At 35.7% G+C, this 18,794-nt stretch carries 18 protein-coding genes, 1 pseudogene and 1 riboswitch; of the genes and pseudogenes, 8 read left to right on the plus strand and 11 right to left on the minus strand.

The window, feature by feature from the left end; all coding sequences use genetic code 11:
- The first annotated feature begins 135 nt into the window (after window positions 1–135).
- On the plus strand, window positions 136–837 hold the full coding sequence (locus tag ACI48O_RS18445; RefSeq protein ID WP_435563343.1) for an alpha/beta fold hydrolase: 702 nt from the start codon (window positions 136–138) through the stop codon (window positions 835–837).
- Window positions 838–929: 92 nt separating this feature from the next.
- On the opposite strand, the gene ACI48O_RS18450 is transcribed toward ACI48O_RS18445, so the two are convergent.
- Window positions 930–1,718, minus strand: a complete 789-nt coding sequence (locus ACI48O_RS18450) for a DUF2935 domain-containing protein (protein ID WP_435563327.1) — start codon at window positions 1,716–1,718, stop codon at window positions 930–932.
- A gap of 239 nt (window positions 1,719–1,957) precedes the next feature.
- Between ACI48O_RS18450 and ACI48O_RS18455 the strand changes: the two genes are divergently transcribed.
- Window positions 1,958–3,067 carry a YibE/F family protein gene (locus ACI48O_RS18455; protein WP_435563344.1) on the plus strand — a complete coding sequence of 370 codons (1,110 nt, stop codon included), beginning with the start codon at window positions 1,958–1,960 and terminating at the stop codon, window positions 3,065–3,067.
- The gene (locus ACI48O_RS18460) at window positions 3,064–3,840 is read left to right on the plus strand and encodes a YibE/F family protein (RefSeq protein WP_435563328.1); all 777 of its coding nucleotides are present in this window, start codon (window positions 3,064–3,066) and stop codon (window positions 3,838–3,840) included. The genes ACI48O_RS18455 and ACI48O_RS18460 overlap by 4 nt, the downstream gene beginning before the upstream one ends.
- 139 nt (window positions 3,841–3,979) lie before the next feature.
- Here ACI48O_RS18460 and ACI48O_RS18465 read toward each other — a convergent pair whose 3' ends face one another.
- The 5 genes from ACI48O_RS18465 to ACI48O_RS18485 all read right to left on the minus strand — a co-directional run bounded on the left by ACI48O_RS18465 (window position 3,980) and on the right by ACI48O_RS18485 (window position 8,162).
- The gene (locus tag ACI48O_RS18465; RefSeq protein ID WP_435563329.1) at window positions 3,980–4,360 is read right to left on the minus strand and encodes a VOC family protein; all 381 of its coding nucleotides are present in this window, start codon (window positions 4,358–4,360) and stop codon (window positions 3,980–3,982) included.
- 213 nt (window positions 4,361–4,573) lie between these two features.
- A complete protein-coding gene (locus tag ACI48O_RS18470) occupies window positions 4,574–5,041 on the minus strand; it encodes a hypothetical protein (RefSeq protein WP_435563330.1) in 468 nt (155 codons plus the stop codon).
- A gap of 152 nt (window positions 5,042–5,193) precedes the next feature.
- Complete coding sequence (locus ACI48O_RS18475; RefSeq protein WP_435563331.1) at window positions 5,194–6,042, minus strand: hypothetical protein; 849 nt, start codon at window positions 6,040–6,042, stop codon at window positions 5,194–5,196.
- A complete protein-coding gene (locus ACI48O_RS18480; protein WP_435563332.1) occupies window positions 6,029–6,946 on the minus strand; it encodes a WD40/YVTN/BNR-like repeat-containing protein in 918 nt (305 codons plus the stop codon). Before ACI48O_RS18480 ends, ACI48O_RS18475 begins: the two co-directional genes overlap by 14 nt.
- Before the next feature lie 118 nt (window positions 6,947–7,064).
- Window positions 7,065–8,162 (minus strand): MBL fold metallo-hydrolase, encoded by a 1,098-nt coding sequence (locus ACI48O_RS18485; RefSeq protein WP_435563345.1) that lies wholly within the window; start codon window positions 8,160–8,162, stop codon window positions 7,065–7,067.
- A 343-nt stretch (window positions 8,163–8,505) separates the two neighbouring features.
- Between ACI48O_RS18485 and ACI48O_RS18490 the strand changes: the two genes are divergently transcribed.
- Complete coding sequence (locus ACI48O_RS18490) at window positions 8,506–9,546, plus strand: NAD(P)-dependent alcohol dehydrogenase (protein WP_435563333.1); 1,041 nt, start codon at window positions 8,506–8,508, stop codon at window positions 9,544–9,546.
- Between the two features lie 366 nt (window positions 9,547–9,912).
- On the opposite strand, the gene ACI48O_RS18495 is transcribed toward ACI48O_RS18490, so the two are convergent.
- On the minus strand, window positions 9,913–10,461 hold the full coding sequence (locus ACI48O_RS18495; protein WP_435563334.1) for a TetR/AcrR family transcriptional regulator: 549 nt from the start codon (window positions 10,459–10,461) through the stop codon (window positions 9,913–9,915).
- Window positions 10,462–10,953: 492 nt separating this feature from the next.
- Here ACI48O_RS18495 and ACI48O_RS18500 point away from each other — a divergent pair, with 492 nt between their 5' ends.
- Both ACI48O_RS18500 and ACI48O_RS18505 read left to right on the plus strand, forming a co-directional pair.
- Complete coding sequence (locus ACI48O_RS18500; RefSeq protein ID WP_435563335.1) at window positions 10,954–11,172, plus strand: hypothetical protein; 219 nt, start codon at window positions 10,954–10,956, stop codon at window positions 11,170–11,172.
- 92 nt (window positions 11,173–11,264) lie between these two features.
- Window positions 11,265–11,349, plus strand: a riboswitch (ZMP/ZTP riboswitch).
- Between the two features lie 47 nt (window positions 11,350–11,396).
- The gene (locus ACI48O_RS18505) at window positions 11,397–12,242 is read left to right on the plus strand and encodes a bifunctional 5,10-methylenetetrahydrofolate dehydrogenase/5,10-methenyltetrahydrofolate cyclohydrolase (RefSeq protein ID WP_435563336.1); all 846 of its coding nucleotides are present in this window, start codon (window positions 11,397–11,399) and stop codon (window positions 12,240–12,242) included.
- Between the two features lie 106 nt (window positions 12,243–12,348).
- Here ACI48O_RS18505 and ACI48O_RS18510 read toward each other — a convergent pair whose 3' ends face one another.
- The 3 genes and pseudogenes from ACI48O_RS18510 to ACI48O_RS18520 form a co-directional block, all read right to left on the minus strand.
- Entirely contained in the window at window positions 12,349–13,488 is a 1,140-nt protein-coding gene (locus tag ACI48O_RS18510; RefSeq protein WP_435563337.1) for an MGDG synthase family glycosyltransferase, read from the minus strand.
- Window positions 13,489–13,686: 198 nt separating this feature from the next.
- Window positions 13,687–14,517, minus strand: a complete 831-nt coding sequence (locus ACI48O_RS18515; protein ID WP_435563338.1) for an alpha/beta fold hydrolase — start codon at window positions 14,515–14,517, stop codon at window positions 13,687–13,689.
- 512 nt (window positions 14,518–15,029) lie between these two features.
- Window positions 15,030–15,626: pseudogene (locus tag ACI48O_RS18520) on the minus strand (YdeI/OmpD-associated family protein).
- A gap of 661 nt (window positions 15,627–16,287) precedes the next feature.
- Between ACI48O_RS18520 and ACI48O_RS18525 the strand changes: the two are divergent.
- Together ACI48O_RS18525 and ACI48O_RS18530 are read left to right on the plus strand one after the other, a co-directional pair.
- Complete coding sequence (locus ACI48O_RS18525) at window positions 16,288–17,808, plus strand: phytoene desaturase family protein (protein ID WP_435563339.1); 1,521 nt, start codon at window positions 16,288–16,290, stop codon at window positions 17,806–17,808.
- 150 nt (window positions 17,809–17,958) lie between these two features.
- Window positions 17,959–18,147 carry a hypothetical protein gene (locus ACI48O_RS18530; protein WP_435563340.1) on the plus strand — a complete coding sequence of 63 codons (189 nt, stop codon included), beginning with the start codon at window positions 17,959–17,961 and terminating at the stop codon, window positions 18,145–18,147.
- Between the two features lie 97 nt (window positions 18,148–18,244).
- On the opposite strand, the gene ACI48O_RS18535 is transcribed toward ACI48O_RS18530, so the two are convergent.
- Window positions 18,245–18,794: cytochrome c biogenesis CcdA family protein (locus ACI48O_RS18535; protein WP_435563341.1), on the minus strand; the 550-nt coding region annotated here is incomplete at its 5' end.

An 18,794-nucleotide genomic window follows, 5' to 3' on the forward strand; every position in this document is an offset into this window, starting at 1 on the left:
AGTTAAAACCCCGTTTACGATTGCCTCCTGTTTAAACACGAAATTTCTTGATCAAAATAAGGCTATAAAATGTGTTAAGGAGGAATTTTCATTATTAATTTTATCGAAAAGGGCTCCGGTGAACCGCTTCTGTTCATTCATGGCTTATGTAATAATGTTCAACTATGGGACTCTCAAGCTATTCTGTCGGACCAATATCGTTTAATCATTCCTGAATTAAGGGGACATGGAGAATCTAAACTTTCAACAGGGATGAATGTTTCTACGTTTGTTTCCGATATCCTTTCACTTTTAAACTATCTTGGCCTGAAAAAAGTAAATGTTTGTGGTTTATCTTTAGGGGGGATCATCGCACAGGAATTAATTATTAGAAAACCATCAATCGTACAATCATTAATCCTTTGTAATACGGTGTCCTATACACCATACATGGTTAGAAATTTCGTTTTATTTTGGGGATTCAAGCAAATAATCGAAAAATCGCAAGCGGAATTGAAAAAATTTTTTGTATCACAATGTATTTATAACAATGTGGATACGGCGTTATTAGAATCTGCTGAAGCCTCCTTTTCAATCAATAAAATGTCCTATATACAAGCTTCACTCTCTTCTTTATCAAGAAATTATCTCCCCTTCCTCCCTTTTATTAAAACTCCCGTATTAGTACTGGGAAGCAACAAGGATAAGATCACACCTGTTTTTTCCGCTCTGCAAACCTATTCCTTATTACCAAAATCGGAATTACATATCTTCAAAGAATGCGGTCATCTTTCAAATATTGAAAAGAAGGATGAATTTAATGATCGAGTATTATCTTTTTTGTCAAAGACTGTTTAAACTAGGTAATACTGTAAACTCTTATTGAACCTTTACACAATAAAGAAAAAGCGATTCTTCGGTATAGAAGAATCGCACCTTTAAGGCATATATTAAGTCCTCGCCAGGCTTGCTTCAAAAAGATCGATGATTTCCAAAAACCTTTCAGCTTCTCTAAATGTGTGATCAGCTAAAAGTGGATGGATGTTACTCTTAATACGGCATGCTTCTATTAACTCTCTTGCTGTTCTCTTAAAATCCCTTAACGAAGCTACTGATACTTTATTTTGATTTAAAAATTGACTTAATATAGGTCTAGTTTCTGATTGTGGTCGCATAGAATCCAAATCAACTGCTTGAAACACCAATTGGTCAAAATCATGACTAAACTCTCTAGCCTGTTCTACTAATTTTCTTTCAGAGGGATCCAAAAGATGACCGATAAACTTAGCATGGTCTGCCATAATTTTTAAGAAGAATACATTTTCTTCAATCACTGCATCGGGGGTTGGAGCTAATTTCCCTTCATTAAGTTCTTTTAATCGATTAGCAAAGTATGCTGCTTCTCTGCTAATATGATCAACGAGCAAAGGGTAATTGTTTGTACGGATTTCACAACGTAGAGTTAATCCTAATACCTTCCGTTTATAGTTCCATATTGCCACTGCCGCTTGGTAAACCTCGATATTGAAAGCTTGAACTTGACGTAAATCGGAATTAACAGTAAAGGTAGCTAACTTTCCCTCGATTCTTTCAAACAAAGATATAAACTGCCTTGCTTCATCGATCAATTGTTTCTGCTCATAAGTAAATCCCAAGCTTAAAAATAAAGCATGTTCTTTCATAATTCTAGACCAAAACTTAATTTCATCTAAAGACCTTGCCACAATTGGGTTCGCCATTAAAACTCCTCCCCCATATTCACTTCCTTTGTATATATATTCTTATGTTTTTGTCCTAATTCCTCATTAAAACTCGGAAACTTACTGCCGCATTTCTAATAAAAAACATAGGCGCTTAAAAGAGGCTCTCTTGACGGTTTAAATTCATTCCTGTTATTCTAAGTCCATTGTTTTGTTGAATACCATCATTAAAAGTTGGAGGTATTTTTTTGAATCCTTTAGTATCCAAATTAAAAAAAATGGCTTACAAACATATTTATTTGTACACGTTCATAGCAGTTTGTTTTGGAGCTTCTGTTTTTTTTGTTCATTACAATTATTCATTCTATGAACGCCCAATTGCCAAAGTCACCAAAACGACTCTGGAAGATAAAACTGAAATGATTGATATACACCATAATAAAGATCATCTATACACTCAGAGTATAATAGCCGAACTAAAAAATGGAAAAGAGAAAGGACAACTTATCCATTTGACAAATGACTATTCATCTTCCGGAGCTTATGATCAAGAATATCACGTTGGAAATGAATTATTTGTTGAGATTAAGCAAAGTACAGAGGAAAATGCAAATTTAACTGGAACCATAAAAGATGTAAAACGTGATCAATACGTTTTGATTGTAGCCTGGATGTTTATCTTTACTTTACTGTTCGTCGGAAAAAAGCAGGGGCTGTTTTCTATACTAAGTTTAGCCATTAATGCCGTTTTGTTATCATACGCTTTAGATGTTTATCTAAAAACATCCGATATTAGTTTATTATTGATATGCAGTATAAGTGGTATTTTATTTACTGTCATTTCATTATTACTCGTTAGCGGTTTTAATGAAAAAACATATGCAGCTATTATTTCGACCCTGCTCGGAACCTTTATTACTCTGTTGATTACCTATCTTGTTATGTGGTTTACTTCAGGAAAGGGGCTCCGCTATGAAGAAATGCAATTTGTAACCCGTCCGGTTCAAATGGTGTTTATGGCAGGGGTATTTGTCGGATCATTAGGAGCGGTAATGGATGTTGCCATTACAATATCATCATCAATTTTTGGTTTGTATGAAGAAAATAACAACATTCCTGTAAAAGCACTTAAAACATCCGGTATTGATATTGGAAAAGATATAATGGGGACCATGACCAATATTTTGTTTTTTGTTTATATTAGTGGTTCCATTCCAATGCTTATTTTATATTTGAAGAATGCATCTCCATTGGGGTTTACCCTTTCGATGAACCTGTCATTGGAATTGGCTCGTGCCCTTGCTGGTGGGATTGGAATCGTGTTAACGATTCCGATAGGTCTATATATTTCTATTTTTTTCGTTAATCGAATGAGGGCAAAAGTATGAATGTACTAGTGTTGTTGGCAACCATTTTATTGATCTTGATGATCCTTGTTGGTGGAAAAAAAGGAGCACGGTCGTTTATTGCTATATTCTTTAACTTCGGGGTACTCTTCCTTTCGGTACTGATAATGACAATTCAAATAGTTAATCCCATTATCTTGACTTTAATAGCATGCATATTGATTAGCTGCATTAATCTATTTTATATAAATGAATGGAACAGTAAAACAATAATCGCATTTATTTCAACTGTCCTTACAACTGTTATTTTATTTCTGTTTATTGTCATCGTGACAGAAAATTCGATGATTCAGGGATTTGGTGAAGAAGAAATAGAGGAACTGAGTATATTTTCCCTTTATATTGGCGTAGATTTTGTTAAAATTGGAGCTTCCATCATTATTATTAGTACGATTGGAGCCATTATTGATGTGGCTATTTCCATTGCATCGCCCATGCACGAAATATATCATCATAACCCATTGATTAGCAGAAAAGCATTATTTACTTCTGGAATAAGTATCGGGAAGGATATATTAGGAACAAGTACGAATACATTATTTTTTGCTTTCTTTGGAAGTTATTTAGGATTGCTTATATGGTTTAAAGATTTATCTTATTCTATTGGAGAAATCGTCAATTCCAAAATATTTACTGCTGAAATGATTAATATTCTATTTGCTGGAATTGGCGTAGCGCTGAATATTCCAATTACAGCTGGGATTACTGTATTTTTTTTAGTGAAAACAGGACAAAAGAACAAAACATTTAAATAGCTAAATGACATAACCCCCTATTTCCGCATTCATGTTGAAATAGGGGTTAATTTGGATTTGGTATTATAAAGTCTAGATATGCCCTAGCCTGAGCAGGGTTCCCTTCTTAAGTAAGCTGGTTTTTCCAAGTATTTGTCATTCACTTTTTTTCCATAACTGCAAAGTAATTTTCTTCACTATCTGCAAAGTTAAATACCTTACCAAAAGGCATATTTACTATTTCTCCAACTGTGATATTTTTATTTGTTAAGTCGCTATGTAATTGATCGAGATTTTCCGAGAAAAACATTAAAGAAGGAGTCCCAAGATTTAATTCAGGCGACATTTTAGCAACAAATTCCTTATTATGCAGAATGATACTCGTTTCGGCATCCTTTGTTGGAGCAATTTCAATCCATCTCATTCCTTGGCCATTGTCTTCTTCGGCAATTACACGAAATCCTACTTTTTCAGTCCAAAAATTTACTGCCTCATCTTGGTTATTTACATACAACATAATTTGGCCAACTTTACTAATCATTGATTTCACTCCCTTGTTCACTTTCTTTAAATTATATCAACTTTACCATTATATGCTACGGTTCAATTTTCATACCGTTTTGAGATTATGAAAAATTCATAGAGTTAACCTTAGAATCTGTATAGCCACTAAATTATTACAATGGGCTGAACAAGAAAAAAACTCTTTAAAGTAAGAGTTCTTGGAAAGAAATTTTAGTGACTTTTTTCGAATTTAATTTTTGACCTGTTTTTTCTCAACAAAGTATTGAACACCGTACATTATAAATGCTTTATAAAATAAGTATAGAAAAAATTGTGACCCGCTTAATCTTTTTAAATTTGCTATTTTCATTTTTTTAAGCATTTTAATGCCTGGAAACGCAAATAATCCATCTGCGACTGCATTTAGGAATAGAAACTTAATAAAATTCCCGTACGATAATTTAAGAATCCACATAGCAATCGGCATATACGGACCAATACTAAAGGGGAGTACATCTTTAATGAACGATTTAGGTTTATCATAGAAAACCCACCAGCTCCGCTGTTGTCCAATCACCTGATTGAGCATTTCTAATATGACAGTAACGGACCCTGTTAATGAATAACGCCTTATATTACGCTTTCCTAAAAACAACACTGATAACCAAGGTAGCAAAATAAGAGCAACATTAAATGTGAAATGCCTTTTGGAAGTCATTAGCAATCACTCCTTAAACTAAATTCATCTATTTTATAAAATATCCAAATGAACTAATAACATACACTTTTATCTAGACACAAGAAAAACCCGATTTCCCTTAGCAGGAAGATCGGGTTTTCTCATTAATCCATTCATTTTACTATTACATATTAGTTTGCCGTCTTATAATGCAACGTTATTGGTTGATTCTTTTCCATTGTAGCTTTATATAAACGAATATTTCCGACAGTCGGTTCAGAAGTATCAGAGTGAACCACAAAATTTTCATTTAATGATATGGTCCAAGCAGCTTGATCATTTTTCTTTAAAACAACAGCGAGTGTACCAAACTGCTCAATATTCTCCCATGAAAACAATTCCGTTTTATTATCAACTATAACAGTTATCCCCTGTTGGTTACTAATCACTTCGATGTTTTTCCCTTGCCATTCTCCATGGATTTCTGCTCCGACATAATAATAAGTCATGCCATTTTTTCGATCCCCATATGTACCGATAAATTGTTGAATGGTTTGATTGGTTGTGTTATAGGTTACGGCTGCTATATCATTTGCTAACCACTTCACTTTAAAATTCCCTATTGCCTCACCTGGTAATTTATCTTTTGGTCGCCCTAAAAGACCATAATACGATCTATAGTAAAAGGACTCGCCGCTCTTTACATCTTTCTTAATGGATAATACATGTTTGAAATCAGGTGATATGCTTGTCACATTAATAACATCCTTGTTAGAATCAAAAAGTAATGCCACATTCACGATAATAAATAGGCCCACGATGGCGGCACCGAGCCAATTGGATCTTTTATTGAGCCTAAGTAGAAATAATAATGCTAGGAACAAACTGATCACGCAGAAAATATTTATGATGTAAAATAGACGATTGTCAATATACTCTACTTGATACCTCTCATGGATGAGCAAATAGCCCAGTTGTAAACCGAAAAATCCAATTGCGAAAAGAAATAAAATCGAGCCGGCTAGTTTATTCTGTTTCAATTGGCTGTACCTCCATGGAAAATTCCCATGTTAAACCGTTATCATTTGAAATAAATTTTCCTTTCACCTTTCCACCTTCATAATCACCATTAGGACCTTGATTAACCAAAACAGCTAAATGATCTCCCTCTTTTACCGGAATTTCTGCCGTAACAAAGATTCTATCGTACTGCTCAGGAATATTTATGATGGCCTTACCCCAAGTATTTCCGCCATCCTGTGTAACATAAAAATCTGGTTCTTCTGGATTAATCGTTCCAAAGGACAAAAATCCTGTGGTTTTATCTATAAAGCCACCATCCGAAATTAATCTCATTGTCCCAAAATCAGCTGTTGCCTTCCAGCTCTTTCCCCCATCATGAGTTAAAAAGGCGAGTGAATACTCTGAAGACATGGTTCGACCACCAGAAATAATTACATAACCGAACTGATCATTTATGAAATCTACTTTTCTAAAACGCATGTCTGGGAAAGATTCCGTAACAACACCATCTAGCCAAGTTTTTCCTTGGTCGAGAGAATATTTTAATAGAATCCTTTTTGATTCCCAGTTGAAACCCTCCGAATATAAGAATGCGGCTCGGTTTTCCGTAAGAATATAACTCCCATCAATTAACTCTTGTTTGTTGCCACTGTACTCCCCTTCAAACAATAAATCTTTTTCAATCGGAACCCTTAACCAATCTTTTCCTTTATTGTAGGTAATGTTTAGCTCATTGTTTTGCAGAGTATAACTAATCGCATGATTATCTACTGGTTGCAAAGACTCAGGCTGAGGTTGTTCTAGTTCATTTGGCTGATTCAAGTGCGGAGGTGTAATCGGGTCTTGATTTTGATAAAAGTAAATTCCAATGATTAAGCCAACCAACATCATAAAAGAAAGCACTTGGATAATATTTTTCAAAAGAAGGACTCCTTGTTAACTTTAAGAAATAAGAAAAAAAACAAACCTTTAACCTACCAGAAGTTATTGTACCAGGTATCAGCAATATCCGTTAATCATCGACTATTAATTTTTCAAGTTAAAAATCCCACCATGAAGATATAGGAATTTGTTTGCCTGAATCTAATCGTGCGGTTTCGCCAATTTCAGGTGCAATTAGGTTAACTTCTTTTTCTTTTGCCGCTTTTAAGGCTCGCTCTATCGGTTCTGTCCAGCCATGATAGGCAAGGGTAAAAGCTCCCCAATGAATTAACATCATATTCTTCCCATTTACATCTAAGTGTGCCTGTACAGCTTCTTCGGGGGTCATGTGGACCCAAGACCATCGTCGATCGTATTGTCCGCCCTCAATTAAAGTAATATCAAAAGGTCCGTATTTTTTTCCAATTTCCCTGAAATGTTGATCATAACCTCCATCTCCACTCGTATAGAAGCGGGTTTTCTTTCCAAGAATGACCCAACCGCCCCAAAGAGTCGAATCCCTATTAAAAAGCCCTCTACCAGAGAAGTGTTTGGATGGAGTCAATGCTACGGTTAGTCCTTTGAACTCCGTTTCATCCCACCAATTAAGTACTGTAATTTTTTCTTTCGGCACTCCCCATCGTATTAAGTGGGTACTAACGCCGAGAGGGACAAAGAAATGAGCGACCTTGTCCTTCAACTTTCGTATCGATGGATAATCCAAGTGATCATAATGATCATGTGTAATAAAGACAGCATCAATAGATGGCATTTCGTCAATAACATGCAACAGATCTCCGGTGTAGCGTTTGCTTCCTGCAAATGAAACGGGTGAAGCAGTTGGACCTAGCATGGGGTCGACGAGAATCTTTTTATTATCAATACTTAGCAAAAAAGCAGAATGCCCCAACCAAGTTAAACTATCTTCCTCACTGTTAATTTTATTCCAATTAATCTCGGAAACAGGAATTTTTGCACCTGGAGTCCTGTTTTCACCACCTGAAAAAGATTCCTTCAGCATAGATAAGTAATCAGATAAACTCATATCCATACTTGTTGGCACCTGATTGACAAACTTCCCCTTGGCATAATGATCAAACTTTTTATATACCTCTTGTTGTTCTTTACTTATGGTTCCGCCGAAAACTGGATGTAAATTCAAAAACAACGTTATGACAACACATAATACAACTAAAATAACAAATAAATACATCATTATTTTTTTCATGATTCCTTTCCTATTTCTTGGTGTGATTTTCCGAACAATCACTTCTATTATATAAATAGGATACACACTGCTTTCAATCATTATTTAAACGTGATTCGTTGCTTATTCAACAATTATTAACGATTTGTTGTATAAACAACAAATTGCATTCATTTAACCATTGAAAGCAATTCGTTTCTATTTAAAATTATAAACAGATGTTGATTTACCTTTCAATGTCAACTTTTATAGGGATTTTTTTCGTCAACTTAGAAACGATGATCAATCCCTAACTGGAAAAGATTTTTCCAAAGCAAAATAAAATTGAAAATGAATCTAGGAGGTTTTATTGATGATCACTGTAAAAGCACGAGCTGTCGACGGTCCAGACAAACCGTTTCGAGCGGCTGAAATTAAAAGACGGGACCTTGATTCACATGATGTTTTAATTGAAATTAAATATGCAGGTATTTGCCATTCTGACATACATACTGCACACGGTGAATGGGGTCCTGTGAATTATCCACTCGTACCTGGCCATGAGATTGCGGGGATTGTTACGGCTGTTGGTCCTAATGTTACAAAATACAAGGTTGGAGATCGCGTCGGTGTCGGATGTATGGTTGACTCCTGCGGTGATTGTGAGAACTGCCGCAAAGGTGAAGAACAATATTGCCTTAAAGGAAATATCCCTACCTATGCAGGTGTTGACAAATACGGTGAGCCTACACAAGGCGGCTATTCTACCCATATAGTTGTAACAGAGAATTTCGTAGTCAGAATTCCTGATAGTATTGAACTTGATGTCGCTGCTCCATTACTTTGTGCAGGGATTACGACCTATTCGCCACTAAACCATTGGGAAGCTCGTCCGGGTAAGAAAGTCGCGGTTGTTGGGATGGGCGGTCTTGGTCATATGGCTGTCCAAATTGCACATGCCATGGGTGCGGAGGTTACCGTTCTGTCACAATCATTGAAGAAAAAGGAAGATGGCTTTCAATTGGGCGCAGATAACTACTATGCCACTAGCGACCCGGAGACATTCAAGATACTTACGGGGAACTTTGATTTAATTATTAACACGGTAAGTGCAAAAATCGATATTAGTGCATACCTCTCACTATTAACGCTAGATGGTACTCTAGTAAATGTTGGTGCCCCTGCAGAGCCATTACCAGTAAACGTATTCTCTCTCATCGGCCATCGCCGTTCATTTGCAGGCTCAATGATCGGAGGCATCCGTGAGACTCAGGAAATGTTAGATTTCTGTGCAAAACACAATATCGTTCCTATGATTGAAGTTATTTCAGCTGACCAAATTGACGAAGCCTACGAACGCGTATTGGCTTCAGATGTTAAGTATCGATTCGTGATTGACACTAGTACTATGTGATTTGCTGCGTAAATAATCTTATAGAGGGTGTCCCAAAGTCTAATTTTTGGGACATCTTTTTCTGTTCCTTCAAGAGGAATTAAGACTCTGACAATCAATTGGCTTTGAGTGGTTTTAAGGTGATTTTGACAAGTCGGAATCCGATGCTGGGTTACCCCAGCATTGTGACGTTCGCGGACATTGAATCCGCTATTTGTCCTTTAAACACCCATTTGAAGAATTAAGCGGACATACAGTCCTCTATTTACTCCAAAATCGCATTAAAATGGCGTTTTTCCAGTAAATAAAGGAACCTGTGTCCGCTAATCTTTAAAATCATACGTTTTTGGCTCAAATAAAGGAACTGGTGTCCGCTAATAGAAAACTTTATAGAATCCTCTCCATTAAAATCCCCAATTCCTTCGCAATAACCTTAGGTGGTGTAGGCATCCCATCCTTTATCCATGATTCCAAAACTCCTACATAAGCATTTGCGGCGAATTTAACAATCATATCTTCACTTAACCCGTCATTTTTTCCATTTGTTTTATGTAATTCCTCTTTGAATCCCTCCGTTACATACTCTAGGAACTTACTACGAAACGAAGGGGTTGCTTCTTTGCTCGCTAACATCGTCGAAAAAAACAAATAATGAGTCTGAAAGTATTCAGCAAAAATCTGAATTGCATCTACCCATTCCTCTTGACATGCCCATTCACTTGTTTCCTTGAGTTCGTTTACATGCCCTTCTATCATTTTATCTAGTAAATCATATTTATCCAAGTAATGAAGATAGACAGTACTTCGATTTACATTTGCCCTGTCTGAAATATCCTGAATGGTAATATGATCAAAATTTTTTTCACCCATTAATTCAAGAAATGCTGTTTTTATTGCCTGCTGTGTTTTTACTACTCTTCTATCTACTTTTGGCATTGTTCCATCACCAGACTTTCCTATAGATAATCAACAATAAAGATTACATTGTTGCGTAAACTACAAAATGCATTCATTTAACCATTGAAAGTATTCTGCTTCTTTTTATAATTATAGACAGATGTTGCTTAAACAATCAACGCTGACTTTTTTACTCATACTAACATTAAAAAGAGATTAAAAAATGGAAAAACATTCTCACATCACTCAATCCAAGACAGAAACCTCAGGATGGGATAAGTCCTTCCCTCTTAGCGACAATGTAACTGTCGAAAGCCTAAAATTCTTTCAATTTCAATTCGTTTAACTCGCATCCGCACTTCCTCTATAAGGTTCGGATGACATCACACTTCCTATTGTAAAAATAAGTGAGATTCCCCAAAATAGTATTTTATGATTAGAAATTATTTTCATAAAGAAAATTGGATAATTCTTTCATTTAGAAGCAATCTATATTTTGTAAAATAAACTCTCATTAGGAGGAATTAAGACATGGCAAATCAAATAGACACTAACAAATTAAAACAAGCAGAGGCAGCAGCTTCAATCGCAAAAGATATGATTACTTCGGCAATTGAACAGTCTTCCGCTAACTCAACGCTTGCTTCCGAAGCATTAAAGCAAGCATCCAATGAAGTAGCACAAATACAAACATTAATAAGTCAAGTACAATCTCAGCTTCAAAGTCCATCTTCTTTTTCAGAGGAATAATCTCTTATAATCGTTTGAACTAATTAATTTAGGAGAGTATTCAATAATTGAACAGTCATTTACTGTATGATATGCTCAAAGCAATAAGAATATCATAATGCGGTAACTGACGGCAGTTGTGGAATAAACCACAAGGGAATCGCATTTTTATTACGTCGGGTCGTCTGGGCAGAGATAGGGATATAAATCCTTATCTCTTTTTATATTTATAGGAGGTTTTAAAAATGGAAAAGGTAATTTTAGATGGTAGACTTGTTGCAAAAAATATCACAGAAAGATTAATTGACCGCGTCAAAGATTTAAAATCGAATGGGGTGACCCCATGTCTTGCCACGATTCTCGTTGGTGATGATCCTTCATCAGAAACATATGTAAAAATGAAAGGAAATGCCTGTGAAAGAATTGGCATAAACTCATTACGGATTCATCTTCCAAAGGAAACTCAAACAGAAGACCTTTTAAAGGTAATTGAAGAATTAAATCAGGATAACTCAGTGCATGGAATCCTCCTTCAACACCCAGTACCTTCACATATTGATGAGCGGAAAGCATTCGAATCTATTGACATAGAAAAGGATGTAGATGGAGTGACAAGTACGGGCTTTGGACAAACTGCATTCGGTTTTGGGAAATTCCCTTCCTGTACCCCTGCAGCCATTATGGAAATCATTAATTTTTACAAACTCCCAGTTAAAGGAAAACATGCAGTGGTCGTAGGCAGAAGTCCGATCTTAGGTAAACCGGTATCTGCTTTACTTTTAAATGAGAACGCAACGGTAACCACTTGTCATTCGTACACAACAAATTTACCTGAAATGTTAATGCAAGCTGATATTGTCGTAGCTGCAGTCGGAAAGCCGAATTTTATTAAAGGTGAATGGATTAAAAAAGGGGCAGTTGTCCTCGATGCGGGATACAACAAAGGAAACATCGGTGATGTCGATTACGAGGGGTGCTTCGAAAAAGCTGGTGCCATCACCCCTGTTCCTGGCGGTGTAGGTCCAGTGACGATTTCCATGTTATTAAAACATACCGTAGATGCAGCAGAGTCAACGATAAAATATTCTTAATAAAAATTTTTAGAGTCGGAGATTAGGAGAATTCCGACTCTTTGTTCTATCAAATACCAATCCCTATTCAAGTTAATACATTCTTCAATAGTGGTTCGACTCTTTTCTATACTCTAGTTAATTGGTTTTGTGACGTTTCCCAATAATACGTTTGAAGTACATCGTTCATTATTGTATCTGCAGCATTTGGTACGTGGATTTTCTTTAATGATGCCTTCATTTGTACTAATTTCACTTCATCATATACGAGTTTCAGTGTTTCTTTAACAAGATGGTCTGAGTTTTCCTGAAGGATTGCAGCTCTGTGACGATGAAAAAACAGAGCGTTTTCAGTTTCTTGACCAGGTGTGGCTCTTGGAAGAACAATCGGAACGGTTTTGTTTAATGCCTCCGATAAAATAATTCCACCGGGCTTTGTAATCACACATGTGGCCAACTCGAACAATTCTGCCATATTCGTTACATAACCAAACACCTTAATATTATTTTCCCTCTGAAATTTCATTCTCAACTGATCATAGAGCTGATGATTCCTCCCACAAACGATTAAAATTTGTAGACGGTCGTCGTTCTTTAATCCCTCACTAATAGTTTTTATTTCTTTGGAAACGCCATAGGCGCCCGCAACAATTAATACAGTTTTTCGATTTGGGTTAAGTTGATATTTGTTAAATAGTGTTGGTCGGCAAAGAGATTGTTCAAACTGACTTTGCACAGGTATACCTGTAATCGAAATTTTATTTTGATGGATCCCATTTTGGGCTAACTGTTTTTTTAGCCTTTGTGTTGCTACATAATATTTACTTATTGCAGGATGGATCCATGAATGATGAAGGCAATAATCGGTGACAACATTATAAGTTGGGATGTTTGTATTTGTTTTTTTTAGAAAATGTGGAACAGCTAGTGTTGGAAAGGTATTTATGATCGCGTCGGGTTGCTCTACAGCAATTATTTGACCTAATTTAGAAGATCCATATGGAAAGATGCTCAAATATTTTCGTTTCGTTATTTCTTGACTGCCATAATAAAAAAAGCGATAAATCTGTCTGCCACTCTTTGTATAGCTTTTTAAATACAATTTTTTAGTCCATTCGTGTAAGCGCGGATTGGTTTCTTGATAGATATCTCTCGATACAACATCAGCAGCGTTGGTGATTTTAAATTGTTCTTCCAGGGCTCGCGCTACTTGGAGATGTCCGTTACCATAATTTGTCGTTAAGATTAACACTTTTGGCTTCCTCATGATTGAACAAACCCCTTTGTGTTTTTTTCGATATCCTGTTTTGGTAAAAAAAGTATTTTTTCTTCTAATTAAATCTTATCAGACAAATTTTGAGGTTATATTAAGGGGAAGTAAAATTTTCAACAGATTCTAACTGATTGGATACAATCGTTTAAAAACATGTATTAAAATATTATTGATTATTTAGTGATTAGTAGCTTAAAGCGCTTCACTTGTATGGATTAAGATTTGCTTAAACACATCAATAGGCCTTTCTTCCGTGATTAAATGTCCTGTTTTTTCATACGAAATTAATTGTGCATTTGGTAAATCACGGACTAAGCGCTGGCCGACTTCCAAAGGCACGACTCGGTCCTCTTGCCCCCAGATCAATAAGGTTGGAATTTGAATTTCCTGTAACTGATGAGGCAATAAATCCCCCTCACGATGACGCAGCAAGCGGATTAATGCCTGATAAAACCCTTTTTCGGATAGAGGTCGAGCAAATTCATTTATTATTTCATCGTTTATCAATGCTTGATTGTAAAAAACGTTTTTTAGGTGGTCTTTAACCTCTTTTCTCCCAACATAATAGCGAACAAATTTTTCAAAAAATGGTAAATATGAACTGTACACTTGAAGTTTTCTAGCCTTCTTTAAATACCCGGAACTACATAACAAAATTAACTTGTTTATTTTCTCAGGAGTCATTCGTGCCATATTTAAAGCGATTTGGCCCCCCATCGAGTGAGCCACAATTGCTACATTCGTAACATCTAACTGATGCAAACATTTAATCAATAACTCCGCGTAGTTTTGATAACTATATACAAACGAAGTAGATTTCTCACTTTTGCCAAAGCCGGGCAGGTCCACTGCTATGATGGAAAACTGCTTTTGTAAAAAAGGAATAATCCTGCGGAAAGTATAAGTAGAAGATGCGAAGCCGTGGATGAGAAAAAGCGGTGGCTTACCATTCAATACGTACTCACAGTATAAGTTGATATTATCTACTTTAATATATGATTGATTCAACCCATTGAACGACACGTAATTCCTCTCCTTAGTTCCCTCTAGTTCAGAAGTATTATTTACCAAGGCGAGGAAGATGATTCAAGAGAATAAACCATTAAAAAAGCACCATCTTCATTTGATGATGCTCGCTCGGCATAAGGATTCATGGGGACGGTTCTCCTGATTCATTTTTTGTGGGGTTCATGTGGATTCACAGGGACGGTTCTCCTGATTCATTTTTTCATACGGAACTCGCGGACATACGTTCCGCTATTCGAGCCAAAAATTAGTGATTTTACTTTTTAGCGGACATACGTTCCGTTATATAGCTTAAAAGTTGCCATTTTGCTGGTTTTTTAGCAAATAGCGTACTTGGTGTCCGCATAATGGTCCCGAAAGGGCATTTTTATGAAAATAAGGGACTGTATGTCCTCTAAAAAGTTTTTACATAAGAAATCGTTCAGACAGTACACAAAAAAACGCATGGACTCATTTTTAACCATGCGTTTTAGGGTACTATTTAAATGGCAATTCTTTCTCAATATTTTTTACTTATCATTTAATCCCCTTCCATTGAAAATTTGTTGGATACATTTTTCAATTCTTGCCTCTCGAGTTTTGGTTTGTTTTGGCCCCGAAAAATAAAGAATGTATGCTCTTTGTCGCCCAGGAGTCAATGCATCAAAAGCAGTTTTCAAACCCGGGATTTCTTCGAATTTATTTTGAAGTTCTTCAGGAATTATGTACTCTGTATGCTTTTTTAAATTCACTTCCAAACCGACTTTTTCAACTTCAATGGCTTCATCAATATAAGCTTTCAAGATGGGTTCCAATTCAACTATTTCTTGAACATTGGTAAAGCGAATCTGGCGCGCAGCCTGTACATTCTCAGTTTGTTGGATTAGAATTCTATGGGGATCCTTTAACAAGGCACCTTTATGAAAAAGAAACGCACAATATTCTTTAAATCCATGTATTAAAACGATGTTTTTTCCCTCAAACGTGTAACAAGGATGCATCCACTTAAATTCTTCCGTCAGCTCACAGTCTAGAACGATATTTCTCAACTTCTCAAATTCTTCCTGCTACTTGTTAGCTTTCCTTAAAAATTCTTCAACCTTTGGATTCAGGCTACGGTTAGTCAATAAGGAACCCCCCTGCTTTAATTTTTCAATCAGTAAACAGTCAAGAATGATCATTAGTTCTTTTATTCACTATAAGGGCTTAATATTGATCTACCTCTAATCATTGCCATGAGCGTTAACCCTTTCACTCCGTTCTCCTTATTTTAGCCCAAAAGGTTTGCTAAAAAATATTGAAAAACAAAAGCTCCCAGAGAACTGATACTTGCCACTAGAACTGCAATAGGTAGCAAAGCATATTGACCCGATTGATGTTTCGAATGAAATAAAAAAAGAATGGATAAACCTAAACTAATTAAGAAAAAGACAATCCATAGTGTGTTTAATGTAGAAGAATCAAAATGGATAAGGTAACTCGCTATATAAATAACATTAATCAAAAGCATAAGAATTAAGGTGAATCTTTTCATATAACATCATCCCTTTATGTTTTGATTTATCCAAATTATAACAGTATTTTGCTAAATTGTTTTTTTTAGATTCAATTTAAAGCTTCGTTAATCCTTTTAGATCAACGCATCCTTTTTTTGCACGAACAGAAAATAATATATTCCAATATTATCGTTTGCCTTTGTTTTCATAAAAGAATACTCTAAAAGTAGACTTGAAGATACATTGGCGCCAACAATGGAAAGTGTTTTTTGGTAAAAAGGAGGTGTGAGAAATGAACAAGTTCGATTACATTATAATCGGAGCAGGAATGGGCGGTTTAAGCACGGGAAACTTTCTTGCTAAATACAAGAAAAAAGTACTCATTCTAGAAAAAAACAATATCCCTGGAGGACTCGTTATCTCTTTCAAACGAAAAGGAGTACAGTTCGACCTCGGCATTGAAGGTTTGAATGAATTAAAAGAAGGTGAGACAATTCCCCAATTCCTGAAATTTTGGGGAACATCTGTCCAATCTCAAAAGAATGTTGGAGATATTTGTTGTTTTATTGATGGAAAAAAGTTTATCTTTCGAAATGATCGGTTGAGAGAGGATTTTATAGACGCTTTTCCTGATAACAAAGACGATGTAAACCGCATTTTTGATATAAACGAAAAAATCTTTTCAGAAATGTATTCAGGAACCGAAGCACCTAAACCACCCTATGAAATGAATCTACTCGATTTGATAAAGTTTATTATGAATAATTTTCGGAAAAAGCCTACTTTTATGAAATATGGAATGAAGAACGCTAATGCTGTATTAGATAAGTTGACGCAAAACCCGGTGTTGCGTTCAGCTATATTCTCCAAAGGTATTACGCCAATGGTGTATATGGCCTACGCTTACCGTTGGAGTATTATAGGCAAAGATTATTATCCAACAGATGGAATGCAGGCTATTCCTAATGCTTCAGTCAAAAGTTTTGTTGAAAATGGCGGAATGATTAAACTAAATAAAGAAGTCACAGAAATCCTTACCGAAAACGGTCAAGCTATCGGCGTAAAAACAGAAGATGGAAACTGTTTTTATGCAAATAATATTATTAGCAATGCATCCCCGCACTTTACATATGATTTACTTCCCGACAGTCTCTCACAAAAAAACAAGATGATGCAAAAGATTAACCAAAAAGCAATATTTCCAAGCATCTGTGCTTTGTTTCTTTCCGTAAAAAACAACTATGATTTTGGAAAGACGAGTTGTTTTTCTTTCTTAAGCAGTACCAATTACAAAGATGATTACCAAACCTATACTCCGGACAATTGCCCAATCGAGATGGTTGTTTACAAACAAAAAGCAACTGAAACCAATAGATCCGTCGTTGCACTACTGCCCATTCCATATGAATACCATAACAATTGGGAAACTGGTTTAATACGAAAACGCGGTGAAGCATATTACAATTTGAAAAAACAAGTAACAGATGCGATCGTATCAAGAATTGATTCATTGTTGGGCAATGGATTCAAAGATAGCTTGGAGTTAGCAGAGCTGTCAACGCCGATTACATTTGAGCGATACACGTACAGCAAAAATGGCTCGTTTATGGGGTGGGCGATTGATGCTAAACATTACGGGAAATTTATGAAGCAGAAAACAGATGTTCCAAACCTATATTTAGTTGGCCAATGGGTATTTCCGGGATTTGGTGTTGCTGGTGTAATGGCTAGCGGATATTATCTTGCCACGGACCTGCTAAAACTAGACGGTATTGACTTGGAAAATGATTTTAAAAAATTCGTAAAAAGATAAATTTTTAAACTCGCCAATTGGCGAGTTTTTGTCTATTTAAACCATTTGAAGGATCAAAATGTGCATCCTATTAGTGTTTAACTAGTTATATTTTGTCAGAATATCTTATTGTTTTTTACATAACATAAAGACGTTAGGAGGTGAAGCGAATTGTCTAATCAAGCTGGGAAAAACAACAAACAAAATAACCAAACTGTTTCTGAGAACATAAAAGATGGCGCTGGGGCGGCATTTCATTCTATTCATAAAGGGTTAGAAGCCACTGAAAATGCTGCAATGAATGCTGTTGACGCAACTGCAAACGCAGTTAACAATTTAACGAATAACAAAAAACGATAATTCAGCAGAAGAAATTGAAATTATTACGACGCCAGTATTTGGCGTTTTTTCTATATGTACTATCATCAACTCTTCACTCTTTAATTTAATTTAAAGACTAGAATCCTTGGAAATCTCCGAAAATCGGTTGAAGTAATGAATTGATAAGTGTAAATTTATCAAAAAACAAAATAATTCCCATCACTATCATTATCACCCCACCAATTTTCATTACAGTGCCACTGTATTTTTTTAACCAAGTAAATTTAGTAATGAACAATGCCATTAAAAGAAACGGAATACTAAACCCTAATATATAAGCTGCCATATACCATAGACCCTGTGATGGATTTGTACCTACAAGTGCTAATGTAGCTGCTAAAATTGGACCGGTACAAGGTGTCCAACCTACTGCAAAAGCTAATCCAATTATAACGGAACCTAAATAACCAGCTGGTTTATTTTGAATATGTAGTTTATGCTCCTTCATCAAAAATTTTGGTTGGAGTAGCCCAATAGTAATCAATCCAAAGACAACCATTAAAATAGCACCAATTTGTCTAATTAAATCTCCATATCGAAAATACCAAGTCTCTAATAAAGTCGCACTTCCTGCCGTACCGAATCCAAGCACTAAGTAAATTATTGAAAATCCAAACAAAAAGAAT

It is taken from the genome of Neobacillus terrisolis (genome assembly GCF_051233475.1).
GTDB lineage: Bacteria > Bacillota > Bacilli > Bacillales > Cytobacillaceae > Bacillus_BU.